At 60.2% G+C, this 22,406-nt stretch carries 22 protein-coding genes; 14 read left to right on the top strand and 8 right to left on the bottom strand.

What is annotated here, in order from left to right:
- Positions 1-62 precede the first annotated feature (62 nt).
- The 8 genes from AC559A_RS00740 to AC559A_RS00705 all read left to right on the top strand — a co-directional run bounded on the left by AC559A_RS00740 (position 63) and on the right by AC559A_RS00705 (position 8,223).
- Positions 63-881 (top strand): ATP-binding protein, encoded by an 819-nt coding sequence (locus AC559A_RS00740; RefSeq protein ID WP_498815588.1) that lies wholly within the window; start codon positions 63-65, stop codon positions 879-881.
- Positions 882-1,089: 208 nt separating this feature from the next.
- Positions 1,090-1,404, top strand: coding sequence for a cupin domain-containing protein (locus tag AC559A_RS00735; protein ID WP_498815586.1), 315 nt, complete (start codon positions 1,090-1,092; stop codon positions 1,402-1,404).
- 393 nt (positions 1,405-1,797) lie between these two features.
- Positions 1,798-2,292: a hypothetical protein gene (locus AC559A_RS00730; RefSeq protein WP_035261870.1), complete on the top strand. Its 495-nt coding sequence runs from the start codon at positions 1,798-1,800 to the stop codon at positions 2,290-2,292.
- A gap of 51 nt (positions 2,293-2,343) precedes the next feature.
- On the top strand, positions 2,344-3,624 hold the full coding sequence (locus AC559A_RS00725) for an MFS transporter (protein ID WP_498815584.1): 1,281 nt from the start codon (positions 2,344-2,346) through the stop codon (positions 3,622-3,624).
- Between the two features lie 185 nt (positions 3,625-3,809).
- Positions 3,810-5,087 carry a phenylacetate--CoA ligase family protein gene (locus AC559A_RS00720; protein ID WP_498815582.1) on the top strand — a complete coding sequence of 426 codons (1,278 nt, stop codon included), beginning with the start codon at positions 3,810-3,812 and terminating at the stop codon, positions 5,085-5,087.
- 114 nt (positions 5,088-5,201) lie between these two features.
- Positions 5,202-5,810: an electron transport complex protein RnfA gene (locus tag AC559A_RS00715; protein WP_051434705.1), complete on the top strand. Its 609-nt coding sequence runs from the start codon at positions 5,202-5,204 to the stop codon at positions 5,808-5,810.
- Positions 5,811-5,882: 72 nt separating this feature from the next.
- A complete protein-coding gene (locus tag AC559A_RS00710; protein WP_498815580.1) occupies positions 5,883-6,986 on the top strand; it encodes an NADH:ubiquinone reductase (Na(+)-transporting) subunit F in 1,104 nt (367 codons plus the stop codon).
- Positions 6,987-7,371: 385 nt separating this feature from the next.
- Positions 7,372-8,223, top strand: a complete 852-nt coding sequence (locus tag AC559A_RS00705; RefSeq protein ID WP_498815578.1) for an SGNH/GDSL hydrolase family protein — start codon at positions 7,372-7,374, stop codon at positions 8,221-8,223.
- 86 nt (positions 8,224-8,309) lie between these two features.
- Here the strand turns inward: AC559A_RS00705 and AC559A_RS00700 are convergent, their stop codons facing one another.
- Positions 8,310-9,074 carry a M48 family metallopeptidase gene (locus AC559A_RS00700; RefSeq protein WP_498815576.1) on the bottom strand — a complete coding sequence of 255 codons (765 nt, stop codon included), beginning with the start codon at positions 9,072-9,074 and terminating at the stop codon, positions 8,310-8,312.
- Between the two features lie 195 nt (positions 9,075-9,269).
- Here AC559A_RS00700 and AC559A_RS00695 point away from each other — a divergent pair, with 195 nt between their 5' ends.
- Both AC559A_RS00695 and AC559A_RS00690 read left to right on the top strand, forming a co-directional pair.
- The gene (locus AC559A_RS00695; protein WP_498815574.1) at positions 9,270-11,078 is read left to right on the top strand and encodes an extracellular solute-binding protein; all 1,809 of its coding nucleotides are present in this window, start codon (positions 9,270-9,272) and stop codon (positions 11,076-11,078) included.
- A 70-nt stretch (positions 11,079-11,148) separates the two neighbouring features.
- Complete coding sequence (locus AC559A_RS00690; protein ID WP_498815572.1) at positions 11,149-12,243, top strand: microcin C ABC transporter permease YejB; 1,095 nt, start codon at positions 11,149-11,151, stop codon at positions 12,241-12,243.
- A 59-nt stretch (positions 12,244-12,302) separates the two neighbouring features.
- On the opposite strand, the gene AC559A_RS00685 is transcribed toward AC559A_RS00690, so the two are convergent.
- On the bottom strand, positions 12,303-13,064 hold the full coding sequence (locus AC559A_RS00685) for a TrmH family RNA methyltransferase (protein WP_498815570.1): 762 nt from the start codon (positions 13,062-13,064) through the stop codon (positions 12,303-12,305).
- A gap of 159 nt (positions 13,065-13,223) precedes the next feature.
- Between AC559A_RS00685 and AC559A_RS00680 the strand changes: the two genes are divergently transcribed.
- Entirely contained in the window at positions 13,224-14,846 is a 1,623-nt protein-coding gene (locus tag AC559A_RS00680; protein ID WP_498815568.1) for a lytic transglycosylase domain-containing protein, read from the top strand.
- Positions 14,847-14,872: 26 nt separating this feature from the next.
- Here AC559A_RS00680 and aroE read toward each other — a convergent pair whose 3' ends face one another.
- The 6 genes from aroE to queA form a co-directional block, all read right to left on the bottom strand.
- Positions 14,873-15,712 carry a shikimate dehydrogenase gene (aroE, locus tag AC559A_RS00675; protein WP_498815566.1) on the bottom strand — a complete coding sequence of 280 codons (840 nt, stop codon included), beginning with the start codon at positions 15,710-15,712 and terminating at the stop codon, positions 14,873-14,875.
- 55 nt (positions 15,713-15,767) lie between these two features.
- Positions 15,768-16,316: a 2-oxoacid:ferredoxin oxidoreductase subunit gamma family protein gene (locus AC559A_RS00670; RefSeq protein ID WP_028572965.1), complete on the bottom strand. Its 549-nt coding sequence runs from the start codon at positions 16,314-16,316 to the stop codon at positions 15,768-15,770.
- A complete protein-coding gene (locus AC559A_RS00665) occupies positions 16,313-17,095 on the bottom strand; it encodes a thiamine pyrophosphate-dependent enzyme (protein ID WP_028572964.1) in 783 nt (260 codons plus the stop codon). The genes AC559A_RS00670 and AC559A_RS00665 overlap by 4 nt, the downstream gene beginning before the upstream one ends.
- Positions 17,092-18,165, bottom strand: a complete 1,074-nt coding sequence (locus AC559A_RS00660) for a 3-methyl-2-oxobutanoate dehydrogenase subunit VorB (protein ID WP_498815564.1) — start codon at positions 18,163-18,165, stop codon at positions 17,092-17,094. Before AC559A_RS00660 ends, AC559A_RS00665 begins: the two co-directional genes overlap by 4 nt.
- Positions 18,149-18,409 (bottom strand): 4Fe-4S dicluster domain-containing protein, encoded by a 261-nt coding sequence (locus AC559A_RS00655; protein WP_435050751.1) that lies wholly within the window; start codon positions 18,407-18,409, stop codon positions 18,149-18,151. Before AC559A_RS00655 ends, AC559A_RS00660 begins: the two co-directional genes overlap by 17 nt.
- A gap of 116 nt (positions 18,410-18,525) precedes the next feature.
- Positions 18,526-19,629, bottom strand: coding sequence for a tRNA preQ1(34) S-adenosylmethionine ribosyltransferase-isomerase QueA (gene queA, locus AC559A_RS00650; RefSeq protein WP_498816046.1), 1,104 nt, complete (start codon positions 19,627-19,629; stop codon positions 18,526-18,528).
- Positions 19,630-20,037: 408 nt separating this feature from the next.
- Here queA and AC559A_RS00645 point away from each other — a divergent pair, with 408 nt between their 5' ends.
- From AC559A_RS00645 to AC559A_RS00635, 3 genes are read left to right on the top strand one after another with little or no spacing between them, the layout of a single operon-like run.
- Positions 20,038-20,520, top strand: coding sequence for a hypothetical protein (locus AC559A_RS00645; protein WP_051434702.1), 483 nt, complete (start codon positions 20,038-20,040; stop codon positions 20,518-20,520).
- Positions 20,517-21,743, top strand: coding sequence for a bifunctional phosphopantothenoylcysteine decarboxylase/phosphopantothenate--cysteine ligase CoaBC (gene coaBC / locus AC559A_RS00640; protein ID WP_498815561.1), 1,227 nt, complete (start codon positions 20,517-20,519; stop codon positions 21,741-21,743). The genes AC559A_RS00645 and coaBC overlap by 4 nt, the downstream gene beginning before the upstream one ends.
- 6 nt (positions 21,744-21,749) lie before the next feature.
- Positions 21,750-22,355, top strand: a complete 606-nt coding sequence (locus tag AC559A_RS00635) for a hypothetical protein (RefSeq protein WP_498815560.1) — start codon at positions 21,750-21,752, stop codon at positions 22,353-22,355.
- Positions 22,356-22,406 lie beyond the last annotated feature (51 nt).

Raw genomic sequence — 22,406 nt, 5'->3', positions numbered from 1 at the left:
GCACGCGCACGGGAAGCACGTCCGGCGCGATCGCCAACCGCGACAACAAGGAGAGCCGAACCATGACTACGCACCTGAAAGAAATGAGAGATATCGTACGCATCGACGAAGACCTGTGCGACGGCTGCGGCATCTGCGTGCCCGGCTGCGCCGAAGGGGCCATTGAAATCATTGACGGCAAGGCCAGATTGGTGGCCGAGAAATACTGCGACGGACTGGGCGCCTGTCTGGGCACCTGCCCCAAGGACGCCATCACGGTCGTCAAACGCGAGGCCGACGCGTTTGACGAGGAAGCCGTGGAGGAGCGGCTGCACGAACTCAAGGCCGCGGAGCAGGCGCAAGCCGACCCGAAGCCGAAAGCGGCCCCAACCCTGGGCTGTGGATGCCCCGGCTCGGCCATGGCCACCTTTGCCCCGGCCAAGCCCGCGCCCAGCGTTTCCGCGGCCGCTTCAGGCCCGCGTTCCACGGATCAACCGGTCTCGGCCCTGACCCACTGGCCGGTCCAGATTCGGTTGATCCCCCCGCACGCACCGTTTTTGAAGGGCGCGAACCTGCTGGTGGCCGCGGATTGCGCTCCGGCCGCCTACCCGGCCCTGCACCAGGAACTGCTGCCCGGCAAGGTGATCATGCTCGGCTGCCCCAAGTTCGACGACGCCCAGAGCTATGTCGAGCGCTTCGTCGACATCTTCAACCAGGCCGGGATCAACAGCATCACCGTGTTGTCCATGGAAGTGCCCTGCTGCGCCGGGCTGGCCGAAATCGTCCGCCGGGCCCTGCTCGTCTCCGGCAAACACATTCCGTACCAGGAAATCGTGATCACCCGCCAAGGCCGAATAGCTCCTCAAGGCAGGGCGGAGTTCAAGGGCATGCAGCCTTTGTAAGAGCGAGTGCAGCTACTCAGCACGAAGTAATTCTATTGCCGGGGTCGGAATCGGAATCGGAATCGAAAACGCCGGGATGCGTTCCAAATTCTTCCTGTTTCGATTCCGACTCCGATACCGATAGCGACCCCGACCCCGATTGCCGGAGCAAGAGGGGACACAAGATGTGCTGAGGAGATACAACACCTTTAAACCAAGGAGTACCGTCATGAAGAAGATCAATCTGTTCGAAGCCAATGGCTTCAACGACCTGGGGCTGAGCAAGTTTCTGGTGCACGATTCCCCCTACTTCAAAATCCTGAACTTCAACTTCAAGGCCGGGCAGCAACTGCCCATCCATTCCCACGACATTGAAGGTCAGCTTTCGATCCTGATCGTTGAAGGCGAAGGGGAATTCCTGGCCAAGGACGGAACCCTCCCGGCCAAGCCCGGCGACGCCCTGGTCTGCGACATCAGCGTGCCCCACGGCATCAAGGCGACCACGGACATGCGGACCTTGGTGACCATCGCTCCGCCGATTTGATGGATTCCATCACCAGTGAAAAAATAAACGGGCCGGACTTTTCAGTCCGGCCCGTTTATTTGTGATCGCCTGGAGGCCGAATCGGAATCGACGGATTCAGCTGCTGGTATCCAGCACCAAGGCCTCGAAATCATCCACCCAGGCCTCGGCAAAGAGGCGGAACCAACAGGGTGGAGGTGCATTCCACGATTACCGCGGGGTCGGGGAAGTGGTTGTCAACCAGCTGGACCGGCTGAGCACGAGGACGATTTTCGCGGCCATTGCCTGTTTGATGGGAAACGGATAAGATTTCAAGTTTGGCGCGCCACAAGGGGAAACGCTCCTTGTGGCTTTTTTTACCCGGAACAGCGGTCACGGACTCTTCGGAGCGACGTGCCCCTCAGAAGGATCGTTATGAACACCGAAACCATCCAGGCCGGCAGTTCGGTCGAATCGGCATGTCGCAAATGCAAAACCGTCACGGACCACCATGTGGTGGTCATGATCGATGAAAAAATCGGCAAGGTGCAATGCAAGGTGTGTGGAGGGCAACACGCTCACCGCCCCCCCAAGGCGCCCCCTGCTCCCAAAGCCGCCGCCCAGCCCAAAGCACCGGCTGAAAAAAAGCCCAGGGCTTCAGCGACCAAGAAACCCGCGGGGCCCAAAAAGCCCTCTCCCGAGGCCCTGGCCCTTTGGGAAGGCAAGATCGCCGCAACTGCCCCGGCGGACGTCAAGCCCTACGCCATGACCGCGGCCTTTGAGGACGGCGACGTCATCAGCCACTCGGTTTTCGGCCCGGGGTACGTTCAGCGGTTCATCAAGCCGAACATGATCGAAGTGCTGTTCGAGGACGGCTTGAAAATGCTGCGGTGTTGCGCCGAAGCGCCCGAAGCCTCTGGAAAGTCCTGATCCGACCGCCGGGAGCCTTCCGTAGCGGCGCACCGCCGCTTTCGCACCCTCATGTCACCCGTCAGCGATCCTTCCGTCCCGCTTCCCGCGCGCGCCACCGAGAACAATCCCTCGCCAGGCCCGCCAGGAAGCCCTCCAAGCGGACCGGCTGATCCGACGGCAACTTACGACCCGGCCTCCTCCCGCAAGATCCTCGCGGTATTGTGGGTGCTGCTCTTCGCCACCTGGAGCCAATTCATGATCGTGGCTCCGTTGCTGCCCCAGATCAGTGTCCGCCTTGCTGTTCCGGAGGTCCATCTGGGCTGGCTGATTTCCGGGTACGCCATCTCCATGGGCGTCTGCACCCTGTTTTGGGGGCCCATTTCCGACCGCCTCGGGCGCAAGCGCCTGTTGATGCTGGCCAGCGGCCTGATGGCCCTGGTGCTCTTCGCCCATTGGTGGGCCCACTCCTATTCGGCCATGCTCCTGATGCGGGTCCTGGCCGGAACCGTCGGCGGCGCCCTGACCACCGGGACTCTGGCCGCGGTTGGGGACTACATCCCTCCGTCCCATCGCGGATGGGCCACGGGCTGGATCATTAGCGGCTTCGCCGCCGGACAGATCTTCGGGGTCCCGGCCGGGGCCTTTCTCTCCGGGGTCATGGACGACCGCCTGCCCTTCGTCTTGCTGGGGCTGCTCATGACCGCAGCGGGCTGGCTGGCCTGGCGCTGGATGCCGACCCTGCCGCCCACCCCGTCCATCTCCTGGCCGGCAATGCTCAGGGACATGCGCCGGCATCTGACGACTCCCCGGTTGCTGGCCGGGTGCGGGGTTGGAGTCTGTCTTTTCGGCGGCATGGGGTTGTTCGTCCCGTTCTTTCCATTATGGATGGAGCGCTCCCTGCTGCTGACCAGCCAGCAAGTAGCCTGGGTCTTTTCCATCGGCGGCGTGGCCGTGGTGATCAGCAGCGTGGTCATGGGCCGGCTCTCGGACCGGATCGGGCGCTACGGCTTGATCATCTTCGGCTCCCTGGGAGTGGGGCTGTTCATGCTCGTCAGTCCGTTGCTGCTCCATTGGCCCGGCGGTGCGTACCTGCTCTTCGCCCTGATCATGGGTTGCGCCGCGGCCCGGGGCAGCGCCTTTCGGGCCCTGCAAACCGAACTGGTTCCCGCCGGAGAACTGGGCCGCTACCTGAGCCTGTCCGCGTCCCTGGAAAACATCGGATACGCCGCGGGCAGCGCCTTGGCCGGCTTGCTCTACGTGTCTTTCGGCTTCTCCGCCATCGCGGCGGCCTCGGCCATGACCGGCCTGATCGTCCTGGTGCTCGTCCGCGGGTTTCTGCGGCCCAATTGACGGTTCGGACAACGGATCAGATAACGGTTCGGGGCACGTTTTCATCGGCCACGATGTTGAACATTCGCCTTGTTCGGGTTAACCATGCCGGGGACGGTAGGAAAGCCGGACATGGGCGCGCCGCCCGAGCCTTTCACAGGGCCTCCCACCGCATCGACATCAGAACCAGAAGAAAGGAGCTATCCATGGACGACGCATCGCGCAAGGACGGCATGTTTCACGAAATGGAGCGGGAACCCGAGGAACAACGCCGAGACGGTAAATGGCGGGCGGCCAGGGATCTGGTTCGCCGCGCCTGGATTGAGGCGCCCGCGTTCAAGGCCAGGCTGGAGGGCGTTGGGCTGACGCCGGAGGACATCGATTCTCCGCAAGACTGGTCCCGTATTCCGGTGCTGCGCAAGAAGCAGTTGATCGACCTGCAATGCTCCGGTCCGCGTCTGGGCGGGCTGCTGACCACGGACCTGGGCGATCTGCGCCGACTCTACTTTTCCCCCGGACCCATCGCCGACCCCGAAGGCCCTGGCCGGGATTTTTGGGGTTGGACCGAGGCGTTTTACGCCGCGGGTTTTCGCAAGTCCGACCTGGTGCAGATGACTTTCGGCTATCATCTTACTCCGGCCGGACTGATGCTGGAGGAGCCGCTCCGCGAACTTGGCTGCGCCGTAATCCCGGCCGGACCGGGCAATACCATGCAGCAGGTGGAGATCATGACCGCTTGGCCGGTGACCGGGTTCGTGGGCATGGCCAGCTTTTTGAGAGTCATCCGGGACAAGGCAGTGGGGCAGGGCAAGGAGCCGCGTCGGGACTTCCAGCTCAAAACCGCCTTCGTGGCCGCGGAGCGGCTGACCGAGTCCGTGCGCCAGGACCTGGAAAGCAGTTTCGACATGCTGGTCCGTCAGGGGTACGGCACCGCGGATTTGGGCTGCATCGCCTACGAGTGCCCGGCCCTTGGTGGGATGCACCTGTCCTCGCGCTGCCTGGTGGAAATCTGCGACCCAAAAACCGGCGAGCCGCTTCCAGCCGGCGAGATCGGCGAGGTGGTGGTCACCCCGTTCAATCCCGTGTATCCGCTGATTCGCTTCGCCACCGGGGACCTTTCCCGGCTGGTCACCGAACCTTGCGCTTGCGGACGCACCGCCCCCAAACTGGCCGGCATCCTGGGCCGGGCCGACGACACGGCCAAGGTCAAGGGACAGTTCATCTATCCGCACCAGGTGGCCCAGGCCATGTGCCGTATCCCGCCCGTGGCCCGGTGGCAGGTGGTGGTGTCCAACCCCAAGGGCAAGGACCGCCTGGAACTGCGGGTGGAGCTCAGCGAGGCCGTGGAACCGGAAAAAATCCAGGCCGTGTTCCAGGAAGGGTTGAAGCTGCGCCCGGAAGTAAGAATTCTCGGCGACGGTGAAAGGCTGGATGAAAATGCTCCGCCTTTGGTGGATGAACGGACGTATGAAGATGGGAAGTAGAACGTGGTCCGCGGCCGAAACCCCATCGGCCCGGTGCATCGCCCCCGGGTGCTTGCCAGACGAATTGAGCCGGTCTAAGAGTTCCCGAACCGGTTTTCCCCTGAGGAGGGACGCATGGAAGACGCCGCCAACCTGACCAGCTTTGCCTCGGTCATGCTCATTTTTATTTCCGCGGCCTTTACGGACAATATTCTTCTGACCCGTTTCCTGGGCATGTGCTCGGTCCTGGGCGTGTCCAAGAAAGTGGACACCAGTCTGGGACTGGGGGCGGCGGTGATTTTCGTGACCACCTGCACCTCGGGGCTGAATTATCTCGTCTACAGGTATCTGCTGGTGCCTCTGGAGCTGGAGTATTTGCGGCTGATCGTGTTCATCGTGGTCATCGCCGCTTTCGTCCAGTTCGTGGAAATGGTCGTGGAACGCATCTCCGAGGGGCTCTACAACGCCCTGGGGATATTCCTGCCGTTGATCACGGTCAACTGCGCCATCCTCGGCGTCTCGCTGTTCATGTTGGGCACGCCCTACAACCTGCTCCAGACCTTGGCCTACGGGGCCGGAGCCGGCACGGGCTGGGCCCTGGCCATCGCCATCATCGGCGGCATCCGCGAGAAGATCAACGAGCAAGCCCTGCCCCGCGGACTGGCCGGGCCGGGGATCACCCTGATCGTCATCGGGATCATGTCCCTGGCCTTTGTCGGATTTTCCGGCATGATCCGGATTTAACGACGACGTCCAGAACCGAAACGACGCCACGAACACGGCGCTTCCTCCCAACCTCCATCCACACGACGTTTTATGTTCGCTTCCATCGGTCTCGCCGTCGGCTTTCTGTCCGGCATGACCCTCCTGCTGGCCATCCTGCTCGTTTTCGCCGAACGCCGCATCCTGAACTACGGCCCCTGCACCCTGGACATCAACGACGGCAAGAAGTCCCTGGTCGTCACCGGCGGTTCCTCCCTGCTCTCCAGTCTGGCCGACAACGACATCTTCATTCCCTCGGCCTGCGGCGGACGGGGCAGTTGCGCTTACTGCAAGGTCCAGGTCCTGGACGGCGGGGGGATGGTCAGCCCCGTGGAAGAACCCTACCTGACACCCGAGGATCTCAAGGCCAACGTCCGGCTGTCCTGCCAGGTCAAGGTCCGCGGAGACATCAAGCTGGCCATCCCGGACGAACTGTTCCTGGCCAAGCGCTTCCAGGGCAAGCTGGTCCACAAGCGCAAGCTGACCTACGATGTGGTGGAACTGCGCATTGCCTTGAACCAACCGGAATTCATCGAATTTGTCGCCGGCCAATACATCCAGCTCGAATCCCGGGACTACGCCGGCAACGACGCGGTCATGCGCGCCTACTCCATCTCCTCCATGCCCTCGGACAACCGCCATGTGGAAGTGATCATCCGCAAGGTGCCCGATGGTATCTGCACCACCTGGGTCTTCGACCTTCTTGAGGAAGGGGAGGAGGTTTTCTTGAGCGGTCCCTTCGGCGACTTCAAGCTCTCCGACACCAAGGCCCCGGCGGTATTTCTGGCCGGAGGCAGCGGCATGGCCCCGATCTGGAGTATTCTGCGAGACATGCGCGAACGCGGAGACGACCGTGAGGCGATCTACTTTTTCAGCGGCCGCAATCAGGACGACCTGTTCTTCACCGAGGAACTCTTCGCCCTGGAAAAGGAGCTGCCCAACTTCCGCTACGTGCCTTGCCTGACCAGGGAAGATCCCGATTCCGACTGGAAGGGTGAACGCGGCCGCATCCCCGCGGTCCTGCCCAAGTACATTTCGGACGCCACGGCCTACGAAGCCTACCTTTGCGGCTCCTCCAACCTCATCGACGCCTGCGTCGACGCCATGAAACAGCGCGGCCTTCAGGAACCGAACATTTTCTACGACAAGTTTGAGTAGCTGATCACCGTCCACCACATCTTCGACACCCACTCCCCACAGGGCCCTCCCCAAGCCGGGGCACCTCGCGAAGGATCGCTCCATCCTCGCCCGCATTTTTCACGCCATTCGACGTGTTCCTGACGTACGGACTCCACATCTTTGCTTGAACACGATCCTCATCTTGCCGTCGCGAAACGGTGGTTGACATGGCTGGCTGGCAGCGACTAACAACTGCCAGCTATTCATGAACAACCTCGAAACTGAGGTCGTCATGACCGCGGTTTCCGTGCCGAGGGGGCCCTTCGCCAAGGGTCAAAACCCCGGCACGGCGTCGGCAATGTATCCAGAAAGCCCCTTTTCCGCGCCACTCTATTGTTCAACGGAGAACACCGTCATGCATCGAATGATCATCGCCGTCCTGGGGATTTTCACCCTGCTGCTCGCCCTGGCGGTACAGCCAGCCTTCGCGTTCGAGGACCTCCTTTCAAAAAGAGCGACCACTCCGCAGCGAGAGTCGGTTCCAGCTCATGATTTCGGCGACAACGACCCCAACGTCATCGTGGCCCTGGGTGACAGCATCACCGCCGGATACCCCTTCGTAACGCAGGAAGAGACGTACCCGGCCCAATTGCAGGCACTGATCGGAAGAACAGTGGTCAATGGGGGCTCCGGGGGCGCACGCGCCTATCATGGCGTGCAAGTCACCGACTATTTTCTGCGGCGCTTCAAACCCGGTTACGTACTGATCATGTACGGTGCCAACGACGTCATGGAACGATCCGCTCACACTATTGCCAACGATTTGTTAACCATTGCCCGGAAGGCAACGGAGAACAAATCCATACCCGTCATGTCTACGATCACCCCGGTGGACGGACCAAAAATCGGCAGAAAAAACGCCATCCTCAACCTGAACGAAGTCATCAAAGCCAGAGCCGCTGAGTTCGGCTATCTCGTGGCCGACGTGGCCCCGGTCCTTGGCTGGGAAGGCCAGTACCTCCTCCCCGACGGACTGCACCCCAACAGCGCCGGAATGGAAATCATCGCTCAAACCTTTTACGAAAAAATTCTTGAAGCGGAGAACGAAAACGGCGGTGGCGGTGGCGGCGGCTGCACCATTGCCGCTCATGACCGACTCACCGGAGATTGGTTGATCCTGCTGGCGGCCCTGTCCGTGCTTTTCTTCCTTGGCCGACGTGGTCGAAATACTTGCCCGGCGAAAAGCGCCGAGGTTTTCACTGGCCAAGCGCAATAAATGAATGCATCGGCAGGGCGACCAGGCAGTCGGAGTGGATAGCACGAGACCTCCGAAGGGCGGGAACGACGGAAGATTTTTTGTCTTCAGTTCAACGACATGGTCAACCAGGCCGGCAGTTTCCGCCAAGCCGTACGCATTTCAGCGCGGATACGCAGCGCTTGCGGCTCGTGCATGGCCACCAAGCTCCAGAAGTCCGGGCCGTGGTTCATGATTCGGGTGTGGCAGAGTTCGTGGATCAGGACGTAGCGGGCCCAGGGGCGGGGCAGGAAGAGCAGCTTGCAGTTCAGGCTGATGCGCCCGTGGCGGGAGCAGCTTCCCCACCGCGTGCGCTGGTCGCGGATGGTGACCCGGGAAAAGGGCATTCGCAGGTCACGCGCCAGTTCGTCCAGCCAACCCGGCAACACGGCGGCGGCTTTGGCACGGACCCAGGCCCGAAGCGCTTGGGCGCGGTCTTCGTGTCGGCCCGACTCCGGCCCGCAAACCTGGAGCACACCTTGGGTCGCGACGCGCACCCGGGTCGACGAAGACGCTTGGTTCGGGTCAGGATCGGCATACCGGACATCCCAGTGTTCATTAATGGCTGGAAGATGGATACACCCCGGCAACGCGAGATCCCCGGCCCACTCCGTGCGTTCCTGTTGTGCGAACCGGAGCAGATGGCGGGTGATCCAGCGGGATTTGGTTTGGATCAGTCGCTCCAGATCCTCGCGAGGCGGAACCGCCCCGGCGGGCACGATCACCACCATGCCCTCGGCCGCGGACAGCCTGAGCCGGATTCTTCGGGCGCGACCGGACTCCTGAATCCGGTAAGGACAGGACCGCCCGTCGGCCAGTTCAACGCGCTGCATGCTTCCCATCATAGCCCAGTCCACCCCAGGTGTCATCGCGGAAGGGCAGGGGCCGCGGAACGAGCAGTCCCGCTTACCTCGATTCCTTTTCGAATCCCCTTGCTTCGCCATTCATGGTTCCGTATTCTCCTGGAAAGCCTTAGGCGAAAGAGCTCCATCTCAACTTCGCCCATCGATCATGCAAAGCGAGGACCCATGCCCGCACTCCAGCTTCATTTCCGATTTGCCCTGCTTCTGGTTTTCACCCTGTTCCTGGCCGCGCCCGCGTCATCCGGCGCTGAACCGCCCTGGCGACATGGGCTGGCCTTGCATTATGACCTGAAATATCCGCCTGATTTTTCCCATTTCGAATATGTCGATCCGGAAGCGCCCAAGGGCGGAGAGTTGCGGCTCGCCGGCATCGGGACCTTCGACAGCCTGAATCCCTTTATCCTGCGCGGCACGCCCCCTTTGGGAATCGGGATGATCTTCGAGACCTTGACGGAGCGGTCCCAGGACGAGCCGTTTTCAGAATACGGCCTGATCGCCGAAAGCATGCGAATCCCGGAGGATCACTCCTGGGTGGCGTTCACTTTGCGGGAGGAGGCCCGGTTCCATGACGGCTCGCCCATCACGGTGGAGGATGTCATTTTCACCCTGCACCTGCTTCAGACCAAAGGCCATCCGTTCTACCGGGCCTATTACGCCAACGTGGCCTCCGCGGAAGAAATCGGCCCCCGCCAAGTCCGCTTTTCTTTCGGGGAAGCAGTGAACCGCGAACTGCCTCTGATCATCGGCCAGATGCCCGTTCTGTCCAAAGCGTATTGGGAAAACCGGGATTTTGAACGCACGACCCTGGACATCCCCTTGGGCAGCGGCCCGTACCGCATCGTTCGTGTGGAACCCGGACGGTCCATCACCTACGAGCGGGTGCAGGACCACTGGGCCGCGGACCTGCCCGTGAACCGTGGTCGGTACAACTTCGACGTCATGCGTTACGACTATTACCGGGATGTGAACGTGGCCCTGGAAGCGTTCAAGGCCGGGCAATACGACTTCCGACAGGAAAATGTGGCCCGGAATTGGGCCACGGGGTATGACGGGCCGGCCCTGCGCCAGGGCCGGATCGTGATGGAGGAGATTGCCCACGAATTGCCCACGGGCATGCAGGGCTTCGTCTTCAACACCCGCCGACCGATGTTCCGCGACCCCCTGGTCCGGGAGGCTCTGGCCGAGGTCTTCGACTTCGAATGGTCCAACGCCAATCTCTTTCACGGTGCCTACACCCGGACCAGAAGCTACTTCTCCAACTCTGAACTGGCCTCTTCCGGCCTGCCTTCCCCGGAGGAACTGGCCCTGCTGGAGCCTCGCCGGGACATTTTGCCGGAAGAGATCTTCACCGCGAAATTTCAGCCCTCGGCCACGGACGGGTCCGGCAATATCCGCGAAAACCTCCGTCGGGCCTTGGCTCTCTTGGAGCAGGCCGGTTGGACCATTTCAGGCAGAGACCGCAAGCTGCGCCACGCTTCCGGAGGGGAGGCCATGGAATTCGAAATTCTGCTCAACGATTCGGTCTTTGAGCGGGTTTGCCTGCCCTATGCCCGCAACCTGGAACGGCTGGGCATCACCGCCCGGGTGCGCACCGTGGACGCCACTCAATACCAGAACCGGATGAATGACTTCGACTTCGACATGACCGTGGGTCTGTTCCCCCAATCTTTGTCTCCGGGCAACGAGCAACGCGACTTTTGGACCTCCGAGGCGGCGGCTACTCCGGGCTCCCGGAACATCGCCGGAATCCGTGATCCGGTTGTGGACGAGCTGGTGGATCTGGTCATCGGCGCTCCGGATCGGGACAACCTGATCACCCGCACCCGGGCTCTGGACAGAGTGCTGCTCCGGGGCCACTATGTCGTCCCGCACTGGCATTCCAGAGAATTCCGCGTGGCATATTGGGACAAACTCGCCCGGCCGGAGATCACCCCCAGGTACGGCCTGGCCCTGGACTCCTGGTGGGTGAAGTAGCCGCCTTCAGGCCCAAGATTCCTTCAACCAGCCAGAACAGTCGAACCCGTCGTTCGCCGAGAAACCCGCCGTGACCGCCTACATCCTGCGCCGCCTGCTGCTGATGATTCCCACGCTGCTGGGGATCATGGTCCTGAACTTCATCATTATCCAGGCCGCGCCCGGCGGTCCGGTGGAGCGGGTGATCGCGCAACTGCGCGGCCATGACGTCGCGGCCACGGGGCGCATTGCCGGCACGGACCGGGGCGAGATGCAGGCCCTCCACCTTTCGGAAGCGGACCAGTCCCGATATCGCGGAGCCCAAGGCATCGATCCGGAGCTGATCGCGGAACTGGAGCGGATGTATGGGTTCGACCAGCCCCCGGTGACCCGATTCGTCCAAATGATAGGGAATTACCTGCGGTTCGACTTCGGTCAGAGCTTTTACCGCGACCAAACCGTGGTTTCGCTGATTCTCCAGAAAATGCCCGTTTCCATATCCCTGGGGCTGTGGACGACCCTGTTGGTTTACGCCATTTCCATTCCCCTGGGGATTCGCAAGGCGGTTCGGGACGGGTCCGCCTTCGACGTGGCCACCAGCGCCGTGGTCGTCGTAGGCTACGCCATTCCCGGTTTTTTGTTCGCCGTCCTCCTGATCGTGTTGTTTGCCGGAGGCAGTTTTCTGGACCTGTTTCCCTTGCGCGGCCTGACGTCGGAGAACTGGCACGAACTGAACTGGCCCATGCGTGTTCTGGATTATTTCTGGCATCTGACCCTGCCCGTGGCGGCCATGGTCATCGGCGGATTCGCCAGCCTGACCATGCTCACCAAAAACTCCTTCCTGGAAGAGATCAACAAGCAATACGTGATCACGGCCCGCTCCAAGGGCCTCGCGGAACGGCGGGTGCTCTACGGCCACGTGTTCCGCAACGCCATGCTCATCGTGGTCGCCGGTTTCCCCAGCGCCTTCATCGGCATCCTGTTCACCAGCGCCCTGCTCATCGAGGTGATTTTCTCCCTGGACGGGCTTGGCCTGCTGGGCTTCGAGGCGGCCATCAACCGGGACTATCCGGTGATGTTCGGAACCCTGTACATCTTCACCCTCCTGGGACTCCTGCTCAACCTGGCAGGCGACCTGATGTACACCCTGATCGACCCGCGGATCGACTTCGAGTCCCGGGGGTGATCTCACCCCATCACGATCTTCACCCGATCAGCTCAACACCCAATCAGCTCAATACCCGATCAGCCCAACGTCTTGGCCCGGGCGAACATGGCCAGGGCCATGGCGCCGGCCTGGGCCACATTCAGGGATTGCATCTCCCCCGGCATGGGGATGAACAGTTTGCGGTCGCATCGTTTGAGGACATTGGGCCGAATGCCCTTGTCCTCGTTGCCCAGCACCAGCACGGCCGGAAAGGTCGGGGTGAACGAGAACAGATTTTCCGCGCCGACACCGACCACCGTTCCGTACACCGTAAAGCCCTGATCCGCGCAGTATTCCAGGCTTCTGGCCAGGTTGGTCACATGGGCGATGGGCAGTCGGTTCAATGCTCCGGCGCTGGCTTTGGCAGCCACGGCACCTGGGAACGCCGTTCGATTTTTGGGCAGGATGATTCCCGCTCCACCCAGGGCGACCATGGTCCTGGCCAGAGTCCCCAGGTTCCCGGGATCCTGGACCTGATCCAAGGCCAGGACCAGTGGCAGGGGAGCCGTCGCGGCCCGTTCCAGGACAGCGGCCATGTTCGTGAAGCCCGGTTGAAATATCCGGGCCAGCACGCCCTGATGGTTCCCGGAATGAATACGCCGCATCTCCGCATCAGAGACCTTGCGGTAGCGGACTTTCTGGCTCTTGCAGACGTCCACGATGCGTTCCAGGGCATGCGACCTGACCCCGTCCTGGATATAGACCAGGTCCACCTGTTCCGGTTTGGAAAACAAGACCTCTTGAACCGGTTTGCGTCCCACGGTCCAACAGCCTCGATCTTCGTCAATATCTTGCTTCATGTTGTCGCTCTGTGCTCTTTTCAGAATTTTATCTTGCATTTCAGTATGTTTTCCGTTAAATGACCACGCTGGTAACGACTTAATCAGGAAATCTTTTTGAAATATCAATGGGATCGCTCACCCATATCCCTCATGAGCCCCCATGCCCATGGAGACCACATGAACATCCGACTGTCTTTCCTCGCCTTGGTGACGGTATTACTGCTGTCCGCCTGTGCGGGCCATCAAAAACCGTCTCCCCAGAGCGCGTTGCCCGATGGGGTCAAGGATGCTCGAATCGTCGCCGAAGGACAACCCGGCGCTTCGATCCTGCTTGATGGGGAAGAACACCGTTCTCTCCTGGACCCTCCTCTTGATGCGTACGGTCGGATCGACGTGGATACCGACACTCCGCTGACGGAAGCGGAGCAAAAGGCCCTGGAGTCGCCTCTGGAGTTCGAATTCGTCCTGGATATTCAGGAGACCAAGGAAGTCGAACGTTTTTTTCGCTACTTCACCCATGAAGGGCGGGATCGTTTCGATATGTGGTTGAAGCGGTCCGAGCGGTTTCTTCCCGAGGTCCGCGACATCTTCGCCGAATACGGCTTGCCTCATGATTTGATTTATCTTCCGTTCCTGGAAAGCGGCTACAATCCCATGGCCTATTCCCGTGCCGGCGCCGGAGGCATGTGGCAATTCATGCCCAGGACCGGTCAATCCTTCGGCATGACCTTTGATTGGTGGCTCGATCAACGCCGCGACCCCCGAATGTCCACCCATGCCGCCGCCGCCTACCTCTCCCGGCTGTATGACATGTTCGGGGACTGGAACCTGGCCCTGGCCGCCTACAACGCCGGGGAGGGACGTATTTCCAGGGCCATGCAGCGCAGCGGGACGGACAACTACTTCGACCTAGCCGCCATCAACAACCTGCTGGCTTTGGAAACTCGGCACTACGTCCCCAAGTTCATGGCCATTTTGAAAATTATCCAAAACCTGGAAGAACTGGGTTTTGATCCCATCGACTGGGACAACACCCCGAAACTGGCGGAAATTGAGATCAAGGGCGGGACCGACCTCGTAGCCCTGGCCAACTCCTGCGGCATGAACTGGGACACCTTTCGCCAACTCAACCCCGCGTTTCGCCGTCAGGTCAGCCCTCCGGGAATGAACCTGTCCATCTTCGTACCCGAGGACAAGCAGGCAACCGTGCAGGCCTACCTTAAAAAACCCGCAGCTGCTCCGTTTTCAGGGTTTCATCGTTACCAGGTACGTCGTGGTGATTCGTGGTATGTCCTCGCCTCCCGCTTCGACACGCCAATTGATGTATTGAAACGAATCAATAACCGAACCAGCAATACCTTACGAATCGGTGAATCGGTCATGGTCCCGGCATCCCCAGCAGCAGTGGCCGCTGCGCAGCAAACCGGGGGAGCCTCCGCAACCCGGGAACGGGCCAGCCAACGGGCCAATCACGTGGTCCAGTCCGGAGACACCTTGTGGAGCCTGTCCAGGCGACACGGCGTCACCGTTCAAACCCTGGCCCAGGCCAACGGCATAACGACCGGCTCTACCTTACGCGTCGGGCAACGCTTGTACATCCCCCAGATCGAACGCTCAGGTACACGGACAGCGTCTGCCGCGACCAATGTGGTCCAATACCGGGTCCGCAGCGGCGACACCTTGTGGCGCATCGCCCAGCGCTACGGCGTGACCACCAGCAATCTGGTCGCGTGGAACAAATTGCCTCGCAACGGTTTGATCCGCCCCGGGGACAATCTCAAGATTTACGTCACCCGCTAGCGCACGTCGCGGCATTTGCTCCGAATTTATCCGGTTCCGCTCAAAGCGGACACAAGCAACTCCCGAACGGTTCCGTTCGGGAGTTCTTTTTTGGTCCAGAGGCGAAACTGACCCTGGGCCTGGGCGATGAACATCTCCAACCCGCCGATGGTCTGGATGCCGCTTTCCTCGGCTTGACGGAGAAAACAGGTATCCTGGGGATTGTAGATCAGGTCGTAGGCGATTCGAATATTGAACATTTTGCCGGGCCAAGGGCTTATTCCCCCCAATTTTCCGGACATGCCCAACGGAGTGGCGTTGACCAGCAGGTCTCCGCTCCATTGCCCGCGTTCTTCCCAGGAAAGCTGTTCGCATCCCGCTTCCCGAGCCAGGGATTCCGCGTTTTCCGGGCTGCGTCCGCAGACTGCGATCCGTTCGGCACCGATCCGCTTCAAGCCCCATACCACGGCTCTGGAAGCCCCCCCAACGCCAAGGACCAGCGCCGTCCTGATCTGACTCCGCCGAGCCGTCAGCGGAGCCAAAAAACCCTGGACGTCGGTATTATCGCCCCAGAGTTCCTCACCGCTCCAAAACAGCGTGTTCACGGCTCCGGCGTGAAGAGCGTCCGCGGTCAGGCCGTCCAGGTAGGGCATGACCATTCGCTTGTGGGGAATGGTCACGCTCACGCCCTGGATCGGCAGGGTCCGCAGGGCCGTGATAAACTCCGGCAGTCGGTCCGTCGGCATCGGCCACCGACAATACACGGCCCCCAAATTGTAGTGTTGGAAGCCCCAGTTGTGGAGCAGCGGGCTCAAGCTGTGCCCCAACGGATGTCCGATGATTCCGTAGAGTCGCTCAGGGATGAAAACTGGATTGCTTGTAGTCATGGCGAAGAAGGGTAAGGGCGGGTTTCAAACCCGCCCCTACGGTCATCACGAAGGCTTAGGCACGGACCGCGTCGGCTCCGGCCTGAATTGCCTGTTCATTGGCGGGAATCATTTTCGCGTAATTCGGAGAAATGACCTTCTTCAGGCTGGCTTTGAGCACGTCCAGCGGCACGACGCCGGTCAGTTGAACGTACGCCCCGATGGCCACCATGTTGGCCATCTTGGTGTTGCCGAGGCTGTCGGCGATCTCATTGGCCGGAACGCCCACGGCCCGAACCCGCGCCGTGTCGGCCAGCTCCATGTCCACCAGGGAGGAATTGACCACCACGACGCCCCCGTCCTGGACCCGAGGCTGAAACTTGTCCAGTGACGGACGGTTCATGGCGATCAACGACTTGGGCAGGTGGATGATCGGCGAACCGATGTCCTCCTTGGAGACGACAACGGTGCAGTTCGCCGTACCGCCGCGCATTTCCGGGCCGTAGACCGGCAGGTAGGTCACGTTGAGCCCGTCTTCCATGGCCGCGTAGGCCAGAAGCGTTCCGATCAGCATGACCCCCTGACCGCCGAATCCGGCCACGATGACATCTTGATATCCGCTCATCGCTCCACCTCCGTTCCTTCAGCGGCTTGCTCCCCCATTAGGTCCTTGTATGTACCCAATGGGAAATAGGGGATCAACTCTTCGGAGATGCGCTTGTTGGCCTGTACCGGAGTCATCTTCCAATTGGTGGGGCAGGTGGCCAGGATTTCCACGAACCCCAGGCCGAGGTTGTTCAAAGGCGCTTCAAAAGCCTTGCGCACGGCCTTCCTGGCCGCCCGAACGTGCTTGACCGAGTCCACCGCCACCCGGGCCGCGTAAGCGGTCCCACCGAGAGAGGCGATGATCTCCGTCATTTTGATGGGCTCGCCCTCGTTGTCCGCGCATCGCCCCCCCGGACAAGTGGTAGTCCGCTGCCCGATCATGGTGGTGGGAGCCATTTGGCCGCCGGTCATCCCGTACACCGTATTGTTCACGAAGATGATGGTCACCCGTTCCCCGCGGTTGGCGCAGTGCATGGTTTCGGCCATGCCGATGGAAGCCAGGTCGCCGTCCCCCTGATAGGTAAATACCGCGGCCTCAGGCCGGGCTCGCTTGACGCCGGTGGCCACGGCCGGGGCACGCCCATGGGGCGCTTCCACGCAGTCCACCATCAGGTAGTTGTAGATGAACACCGAACACCCGATGGAGCCGATGCAGATGGCTTTTTCGGACAGCGCCAGTTCATCCAGACATTCCGCGACCAGGCGTTGGGCCACGCCGTGTTGACAGCCCGGGCAATAGTGGGTCGGAACGTCCGCCAGCACGCCGGGCAAGGTGAAAGCCGCCTTACCGTTTTTCATGAGTTCACCCCCAATGCCGCAAGGATGGGTTGTTCAAAGTCTTCCGGAGTCGGCAGATTGCCGGGCATATGGCCATAAAAATCCGAATCCGCGTGCTTTCTGACGGCCAAACGAACATCGTCCACCATCTGCCCCAGGTTGTGCTCGATGGTCAGAAAACGCCTGCCCTCCGCGGCCAGTTTGTTCAACTCCTGGCTGGGAAAGGGAAACAGGGTGATGGGCCGATGCAGGCCGACCTTTTTGCCGGACGCCCGCAGCTTGCGAATGGTGCTCTTGGCGATCCGCCCGATGGATCCGAAGGCGACTACGATCAGTTCGGCGTCGTCCACGAGAAAATTTTCAAAAAGCACATCGCGTTCCATGGACGCATATTTGTCCCGCAAGCGAATATTGTGGCCTGCCAGGGCGCCGTCGGTCAGATGCAGGGACTTCAACAGCCGTGGATCGCGTCGTCCCTTGCCCGTCAGGTTCCAACCCAGGTCAGGATCGACTTTTTGCGCTTCCTTGGGGCTGCCCAAGGTCACGGGTTCCATCATTTGACCGATAATCGCGTCACCGAGGAGCATCACGGGATTCCGGTAGGCAAAAGCCAAATCAAAGGCCTTGCCGATCAGGTCATAGGCTTCCTGCACCGTGCCGGGCGCCAGGACGAGCTGCCGGTAATCACCGTGTCCCCCGCCTTTGACGGCCTGATAATAATCGCCCTGGGACGGGCCGATATCGCCCAACCCTGGTCCGCCGCGGCTGATGTTCACGATCACGGCGGGCAGTTCCGTACCGCCCATGTAGGAAATCGCCTCCTGCTTCAGGGAGATTCCCGGACTCGACGACGAGGTCATGGCCCGCACCCCGCAGGCTGCCGCGCCCAAGAGCATGTTGGCAGCGGCCACCTCGCTTTCCGCCTGGACGAAGACGCGCCCGAGGTTGGGCATGACCTTGGACATGTATTCGGGAATATCGTTCTGCGGCGTGATGGGGTAGCCGAAAAAGCACTGACACCCGGCATCCACGGCACCGCGACAAATAGCCTCATTGCCTTTGATCAAGACTCGTTCACCCGGCGTGGACATCGGCGATCTCTCCTTTCCTGTCTTTTGCCGGCTTGCGCCATACGGATATGGCGTAGTCCGGACAGATCAACGCGCATGCCGCGCAACTCGTGCACTCTTCCACCACTTCGTCACGAACCTCGACGACCTTGTAACCGGACGTGTTGAATCGTGACGACATGGTGATGATTTCCTTGGGACAAACCGTCATGCACAGGGCGCAGCCCTTGCACCGGTCTTCCCGAAACTCGATTGGTCTCATCATTTTTCCTCCAGGTCGGAACTCTGAATAAATTCCGTCGGTATGGACGGCTTGTCAGCATGTACGCGAACCGAGGTGTTTTGAAAAGTCACCCTGAAAACTTTCTTCGCCGCAAAGCATTATGGACGGATGAACATCGCGTCACCGTATGAAAAAAAACGAAACCCTTCGGCCACGGCCCTTCGGTAGGCGGCGAGAATTCGTTCCCGACCGGCAAAGGCGCTGACCAGGACCAACAGGCTGGATTTTGGAAGGTGGAAATTGGTGATCAGCCCGTCCACGATCTGAAACTCGAAACCCGGATAAATATACGTGTCCAACCACCCTTCAAACGGCTCCGCCCCGCCCCGGATGGCTGCAACGCCCTCCAGGGTGCGCATGCTGGTCGTCCCCACGGCGATAACCGTCCGGCCTTCCTGCTTTGCCCGGCGTACGGCATCCACTGTATGCGTGGAGAGCTTCACGTACTCGCCGTGCATTCGATGATCACGAATATCGTCGCATCGGATTGGGCTGAACGTGCCGTACCCGACATAGAGCGTCACTTCGGCCCATTCATGCCCGGCTTGGACCAGCTTGTCGCGGAGCAACGGGGTGAAATGCAACCCGGCCGTCGGCGCGGCGATGGACCCGGCCTCCTTCTCATCGGCATAGACGGTTTGGTATCGCTCCAGATCTCGTTGATCCGAAGGACGGCGAATGTAGGGAGGAAGCGGGATTTCTCCGGAAGCTCGTAGAATCTTTTCCAGGGACGACTCGGACGGCCAACTCAATTCCACTTTGGTCTGCCCGAACGCACCTTTTTCCAGAACTTTTGCCTGGATCTCACTGAATTGAAACTCCTTGCCGACCTTGGCCTTCTTGGCCGGACGAAGCAGCACGTCCCCCGTCACCACGACGTTCCGCCCTTCAGTGCGTTGGGCGCGACGCAACAGATTGAGCGGCGTCAGAAGGAGCATTTCCATGCCGCCTCCGTGCTCCCCGACTGTTCGAAGCCGCCCCGGTACCACGCGAGAATTATTGACCACGATCAGTGATCGTCGCGGAAGATGGTCCAGGATATCGTCGAACACCCCCACCGCTTGCGACTCGTCGCCCTTTCCCATGATCAAAAGACGCGACAAATCGCGGGTTTGCGGAGGATTTTGGGCGATCAATGACTCCGGCAGGTCATAGTCGTATGCGTCGAGGCAAAACGTTGGTCGGATGTCTTGCGATTTCAGTCCAGGAGTCATTAGCTCTTGAGTCCCAGGTTTACTTGGTCTACGATAAAAATCAAAAAAAAAACCGGTATTGTCGAACCCGAAACGCTCCATGTGCATCGGGCACTTTTCAAACATTGTCGGCAAAGATTGTCGGAAACGCTGTTTCTGGGAAAATCATCTTTGACTCGTGCGAGCCATGATCCTGTTGCCATTGATGCATACTCCGCTTCTGGCATGTTATCCTCGCTCTACCAACACCTTAACAGTCCGTTGAAAAACTCCCAATTGCTGCGTCGCTGCAAAAAGTTCAACCTCTCACGTATCAAAAAATACGCTTCAACCTTGAACTTTTCTTGCTCCTTGCACTTGGGATTTTTGAACGAACTGCCGACAACTTTTTCAACACTTAGTTAAGGGAGACCCACAATGAACATCGCCACCCGTATACTTCTAGCCTGTCTGTTGTTGTTTGTCGCTTCCTGCGCTTCCAAACAGCCCGGAGGGAACGGCGACACTACAGATCCGACCGTCACGCCGTCCGGCCCGGCAAACTATTATTACGATTTCGACGACATCCTCGTGCCTCGGGACATGAAACTGGTCCCACGCTCTTCTTTCGTCCTGGAAACCCCGGGAGTAAAAGCCGGAATGCTCGTTTTCAAGGGGCGTGTCGACCCGGTTTCCCTGACGACCTTTTTTACCAATAACATGCTCAAGGACGGATGGCACATGAGCAGTTCCTTCCGATACCAACGGACCATCATGGTTTTCACCAAGCCGGATCGTGACTGCATCATCAACATTCACGACGGACGTTTTTCCACTCAGATGGAAATCTGGATCGCCCCCAAAACGGCCTCCAACGCGCCCGCGCCAACCATGCGCCAGGAACGCACGCTGACCCAATGACTCTCCCTCAGACTGATTTCACCGGCTTTTCCGGAAAGCGCCTGCAGTTGGGCGTCACCGGCAGCGTCTCCGCATTTCGAGCCGTGGACGTCATGCGTCGGCTCCAACGAGCCGACATCCAAGTCGGGGTTACTCTGACCGCGGCAGCCCAGGAGTTCGTCAGGCCCTTGCAGTTTCGGTCCTTAACCTCGGGACCGGTCTATGAAGGACTTTTCGATTCGAATCAAGCCGAGTACGCCCACCTGGAACCGGCTCAGAACGCCCACCTGTTTCTCGTCGCCCCATCCACGGCCAATACCCTGGCGAAACACGCCGGTGGCATCGGCGACGACCTGCTCAGCTCACAGCTGTTCTCCTTCAAGGGGCCCATCATCCATGCCCCGGCCATGAATCCACGAATTTGGTCTTCCCCCGCCGTTCAGGCCAATATTTCCAAACTGGAAGGGCGAGGAACCGGTATTGTTCCCCCGGAAACAGGACTGATGGCTTGTGGAGAAATCGGTGAAGGACGCTTGGCTGAAGTCGAGGAAATTTTTTTATATGCCTTGAAGGCGCTGTTGCCGCAAGAGCTTGCCGGACGGCGGTTCCTCGTCAACCTTGGACCAACCCGGGAATATTTAGATCCGGTCCGGGTTGTGACGAACGACTCTTCCGGGATCATGGGCGCATCCATCGCCCTGGCCGCTTGGCTGCACGGAGCCGAGGTCTCCGTAGTCCGAGGCCCGACGCCGTCCCTTTGGTTGCCTCGCTTTTTGCCGACAACGGACGTTACCTCCGCCAGGCAAATGCACGAAGCTTGCCTCGACCTTGCGACGGGCATGGACATCATTTGTCTGACCGCGGCGGTGTCCGATTATCGCCCCGTCGCCGAGCAACAAAGCAAGGCCAAGAAGTCCTCTCTAGGCGAGCGCATCACCCTCGACTTCGAACAAAATCCCGACATTTTGGCGGACATCGGAAGAATGCGTAAGGACTCCCAGTACATCATCGGCTTCGCGGCAGAGACGGACGACATTCTTCGTCACGCGCAGCTGAAGCTGCATGAAAAGCACCTCGACCTGATCGTGGCCAATTCCGTGTCTCGTCCCGACAGCGGATTCGGAACCGCCACCAATCAAGTGCACGTCATCAGCCGTTGCGGACGAAGAGAGTCCTGGCCGGTCCTGGCGAAAACTGAAGTCGCGATGCGCGTAATTGAATGGTTCCTCGACCATTCCGACTGATCGCCCATGGACGAGCGAACCCGTGTTTGGCGAGAAATCGGTTTGCGATTCGTGCTGCGGATACCGCGTGTCGCTTCTGAGCCGGTCGAGAAAATAGCGGGCGATGCCGCATCTGCACCGCCCCAGCCCTCAGCACCGAATAGCACCGTCCCTGATTTCGACTATCCTGAACCTCTCATGTTCTACAGGCGACGGCTCCAACCACCCATCGCCGCGATCATTACCTATACGCACCTGGACCATGACTTTCGAGGACGGCCCAACGATGCACGGATGCGGTTGATCCACGCCATCATCGACAAAGCCATGCCCTGGAGCCTGGAGGATGTGGCTTTTTGGCCGTCGGCCGTGTATGCTCCCATACCAGTTCCTGGTGAGGTCATGCAGGCCAGTTTTTTCCGCGTCATTAATGAAGTCAACCCCAAATATATCTTTGATTTCGGCGGCTGCGTCGACGCACTTTTCGCTGGCCGTTCCCAGTCTGGGCTTCACGACGCCTCCAACTCGTCGCGGGCCAGGCATGTCGTCCTGCCGAGCCTCGACGATATGCTGCCCGACAACAAGCTGATCAAAAAAGCGGCTTGGGACATCATCCGCGGCTTGACCCCCTGAGCCCGAATATTTACTCCCATACATGGATTCGACATCGATTTTCTTACCCAA

It is taken from the genome of Desulfonatronum zhilinae (assembly GCF_900182865.1).
GTDB lineage: Bacteria > Desulfobacterota > Desulfovibrionia > Desulfovibrionales > Desulfonatronaceae > Desulfonatronum > Desulfonatronum lacustre.
The sequence above is the reverse complement of the archived record's forward strand: the minus strand, read 5'-3'. Positions and strand labels throughout refer to the sequence as shown.